Origin of the sequence: Mesorhizobium sp. M7A.F.Ca.CA.003.01.2.1, assembly GCF_003998945.1 — a bacterium.
Lineage (GTDB): Bacteria > Pseudomonadota > Alphaproteobacteria > Rhizobiales > Rhizobiaceae > Mesorhizobium > Mesorhizobium ciceri.
In genome coordinates this window covers 1-4,361 of sequence record NZ_RZRA01000464.1, presented here as the reverse complement: position 1 = coordinate 4,361, position 4,361 = coordinate 1, and the positions used below count along the sequence as shown (strand labels likewise).

At 63.8% G+C, this 4,361-nt stretch carries 3 protein-coding genes; 2 read left to right on the top strand and 1 reads right to left on the bottom strand.

What is annotated here, in order from left to right:
* Positions 1–69 precede the first annotated feature (69 nt).
* Positions 70–2,760, bottom strand: coding sequence for an aconitate hydratase AcnA (gene acnA / locus EN969_RS18800; RefSeq protein WP_013528828.1), 2,691 nt, complete (start codon positions 2,758–2,760; stop codon positions 70–72).
* 280 nt (positions 2,761–3,040) lie between these two features.
* On the opposite strand from acnA, the gene ccmA reads away from it, so the two are divergent.
* Together ccmA and ccmB are read left to right on the top strand one after the other, a co-directional pair.
* Entirely contained in the window at positions 3,041–3,664 is a 624-nt protein-coding gene (ccmA, locus tag EN969_RS18795) for a heme ABC exporter ATP-binding protein CcmA (RefSeq protein WP_063169544.1), read from the top strand.
* A 28-nt stretch (positions 3,665–3,692) separates the two neighbouring features.
* Positions 3,693–4,358, top strand: a complete 666-nt coding sequence (ccmB, locus tag EN969_RS18790) for a heme exporter protein CcmB (protein WP_024504965.1) — start codon at positions 3,693–3,695, stop codon at positions 4,356–4,358.
* The last annotated feature ends 3 nt before the right edge of the window (positions 4,359–4,361 follow it).

The window sequence follows — 4,361 nt, the reverse complement described above, 5'->3', positions numbered from 1 at the left end:
GAATAGGGGAATAGGGGAATAGGGGAATAGGTATTCCCTTCCCTACTCCCCTACTCCCCTACTCCCTTACTAAGCTGCCAGATCGCGCAGCACGTATTGCAGGATGCCGCCGTTCTTGAAGTAGTCGAGCTCATCCAGCGTATCGATGCGGCAGATGATCGGCACGTTCTTCACCGTGCCGTCGCCATAGGTGATTTTGGCGATCATCGTCTGGCGCGGCTTGATGGTGCTCAGTCCGTCGATCTCGACCAGCTCGTCTCCCTTGAGGTTGAGCGATGCCCATGAGGTGCCTTCCTCGAAGACGAAGGGGATAACGCCCATGCCGACCAGGTTCGAGCGATGGATGCGCTCGAAGGACTGGGCGATGACCGCGCGGACACCGAGCAGATTGGTTCCCTTGGCCGCCCAGTCGCGCGACGAGCCGTTGCCGTATTCGACGCCGGCGAAGACGACCAGCGGCACGCCTTCCCTTTTGTACTCCATCGCCGCGTCGTAGATCGATTCCTCTTCCTTCGACGGGTAGTGAATGGTGTAGCCGCCCTCGCGGCCGTTCTCGCCCAGCATGTGGTTGCGGATGCGGATGTTGGCGAAGGTGCCGCGCATCATCACCTCGTGATTGCCGCGCCGCGTGCCGTACTGGTTGAAGTCGGCGACACCGACGCCGTGGTCGGTGAGATATTTTCCGGCCGGCGACGCTGCCTTGATCGATCCGGCCGGCGAGATGTGATCGGTGGTGATCTTGTCGCCGAACAGGCCGAGCACGCGGGCGCCCTTGATGTCGCCGATCTTGCCGAAACCTGATGTCATGCCGGCGAAATAGGGCGGGTTCTGCACATAGGTCGAGTTGTCGTCCCAGGCATAGGTCTGGCCTTCCGGCGCCTTGACGTTCTGCCAGTACTCGTCGCCCTTGAAGACGTCGGCATACTTGCGGGCGAACAGCTCGCGGGTGACGTTCTTCTCGATGAACTCCTGGATTTCGGCCGAGCTCGGCCAGATGTCCTTGAGGTAGACCGGCTCGCCGTTCTTGTCCTCGCCGAGCGGCTCTGTCGTGAGGTCCTTGGTGACAGTTCCGGCCAGCGCGTGCGCGACGACCAGCGGCGGCGAGGCCAGATAGTTGGCCTGCACGTCAGGCGAGACACGGCCTTCGAAGTTGCGATTGCCGGACAGGACCGCGGCGGCGATCAGGCCCTTGTCGTTGATGGTTTTGGAGATCGGCGCCGGCAGCGGGCCGGAATTGCCGATACAGGTGGTGCAGCCGAAGCCGACCAGGTTGAAGCCGATCTGGTCGAGCTCCTTCTGCAGGCCGGATTTCTCCAGATATTCGGCGACCACCTGGCTGCCGGGAGCCAGCGAGGTCTTCACCCACGGCTTCTGCTTCAAACCGAGCCGGTTGGCATTGCGGGCCAAAAGACCGGCGCCGATCAGCACGCTCGGGTTCGAGGTGTTGGTGCAGGAGGTGATGGCGGCAATGACGACATCGCCGTGACCGAGATCATGGTCGGTGCCTTCGACGGCATAGCGCTTGGAGATTTCGGCCGCCTTCTTGTATTCGGTCTCCATCGCCTTGGCGAAGCCTTCCGGAATGCCTTCCAGGGCGACGCGGCCTTCAGGCCGCTTGGGGCCGGCCATCGACGGCACGACGGAACCAAGTTCGAGCTCGAGCAGATCAGTGAAGACAGGGTCGGCCGAGCCGGTTTCACGCCACAGGCCCTGCGCCTTGGCGTAGGCCTCGACCAGCGCGATGCGGTCCTCGCTGCGGCCGGACATTGTGAGATAGCGGATGGTTTCCGAGTCGACTGGGAAGAAACCGCAGGTGGCGCCATATTCGGGGGCCATGTTGCCGATGGTGGCGCGGTCGGCCAGCGTCATGTTGGAGAGGCCCGGGCCGAAGAACTCGACGAACTTGCCGACGACCCCCTTCTTGCGCAGCATCTGGGTGACGGTGAGCACGAGGTCGGTGGCGGTGACGCCCTCTTTCAGCTTGCCGGTGAGACGGAAGCCGATGACTTCCGGCAGCAGCATGGAGACCGGCTGGCCGAGCATGGCCGCCTCGGCCTCGATGCCGCCGACGCCCCAGCCGAGCACGCCCAGGCCGTTGATCATGGTGGTGTGCGAATCGGTGCCGACGCAGGTGTCGGGATAGGCTGTGGTTTCGCCGTCCTCGGTGTTGGTCCACACCACCTGGCCGAGATATTCGAGGTTGACCTGATGGCAGATGCCGGTGCCGGGCGGCACGACGCGGAAGTTGCGGAACGCCTGCTGGCCCCATTTCAGGAATTTGTAGCGCTCTTCGTTGCGCTCATATTCCAGCTCGACATTGCGGGCGAAGGCCATCGGCGTGCCGAATTCGTCGACGATGACGGAATGGTCGATGACGAGGTCGACCGGCACCAGCGGGTTGATCTTCTGCGGATCGCCGCCGAGCGAAGCCATGGCGTCGCGCATTGCGGCAAGATCGACCACGGCCGGAACGCCGGTGAAATCCTGCATCAGCACGCGGGCCGGCCGATAGGCGATCTCGACGCCGGCGGTGCCCTTGTCGGTCAGCCAGCCGGCCACCGCCTGGATCGATTCCTTGGTGACGGAGCGGCCGTCTTCGTTGCGCAGCAGGTTTTCCAGCAGCACCTTCATCGAATAGGGCAGTTGCGAGATGCCGGTAAGGCCGTTCTTTTCGGCCTCGATGAGATCGAAATAGGCATATTCAGCGCCGCCTGCGGTCAGCGTGCGGCGGCAATTGAAACTGTCGAGGGATTTTGACACGTGCGATCCTTGTCTGTTCAGCCTGAAAGGGAACGGACGCCGATGGCATGCAATCACGCGCAAAGGTGCGGGTACGGCCATTTCCGCTGTCCGTTCCCAAGCAACCCGAGCCGTTCAAGGCGGCGCGTGCGCTGGTTCGGCGCTAATTCTGTTCCCGTGCCGACCGCTGGCACGGATGCACCGCATATAGAGAATTTTCTGGAATAGTTCTAGACAGTTGGAAAGCAATTTTGTGCGATGCGGCAGCGGCCGCGACACATGGTTTCAGGGCAGGCGAGGAATGCGGCTGATCGCCGAAAATCTGGGCGGCGAGCGAGGCGGCGACGCGGTGTTTTCCGGCATCGGCTTTGCCTTGGAGGAGTGTCAGGCGCTTATCGTCACCGGGCCGAACGGATCGGGCAAGTCGACCTTGCTGCGGATCATCGCCGGGCTGCTGCCGGCGGCGGAAGGCAGCGTGAGGATTGAGGGCGTCATGAAGGTCGAAGACGGGGGCGAAGCGTTTCCGTCTGTTGCCTCGGCCTGTCACTATCTCGGCCACCAGAACGCAATGAAGCCGGCGCTCAGCGTGGCGGAGAATTTGCGCTTTTGGCGAGACTTCAATGGCGACGGACAGCTCGGCGTCGAAGAGGCGCTGGAAACGGTCGGGCTCGGCGGCATCGGCCACCTGCCGTTCGGCTATCTATCGACCGGGCAGCGGCGCCGCGCGGCGATCGCCAGGCTTTTGGTCAGCCACCGGCCATTGTGGCTGCTGGACGAGCCGACGGCGGGGCTGGACAAGGCGGCGGAGGCGCGGTTTGCGGGGTTGATGGCGAGGCATTGCGCGGATGGCGGGATGATTGTCGCGGCGACGCATCTGCCGCTCGGGATCGAGGGGATGGAGTTGAGGATGGGGGAAGCCGGTTGATGGTGTCTGGGCGAAAGCATCTCAAACCATGCTAGCGCTCTTCCTGCGCGACATCCGCCTCAACATTCGTGCCGGCGGCGGAGCGCTGACCGGGGTCATCTTCTTCCTCGCCGTCATCGTCACCATCCCGTTCGGGGTCGGGCCGGACCTGAAGCTGCTGGCCCGCATCGGACCGGCCATCCTGTGGATCGGCGCGCTGTTGTCCTGCCTGCTCGGGCTCGACCGGTTGTTCCAGGCCGATCGCGAGGACGGTTCGCTCGATCTCCTGGTGCTCGGCAACGATCGCCATATGCTGGCTCTGACAGTGCTGGTGAAATGCCTGGCGCATTGGGCGGGCAGCGTGCTGCCGCTGGTCATTGCGGCTCCCTTGCTCGGCCTGTTCATGAACATGGAGCCGCTCGGCATCGGCGCCACGGCGCTGACGCTGCTGGTCGGCACGCCGGCCATCACGTTCATCGGCGCCGCCGGTGCGGCGGTGGCGGTGGCGCTGCCGCGTGGCGGGCTGCTGATCTCGGTGCTGGTGCTGCCACTGACCATCCCGGTGCTGATCTTCGGCGTTTCGGCAAGCTATGGGGCGACCGCCAATCCCGACCCGTTTCTGCAGCCCTTCCTCATTCTTGCCGCGCTGACCCTGTTTCTTGGCGTGCTGGGTCCGGTCTCGGCGGCGCTGGCGCTGCGCCATGGCACGGATTGACGC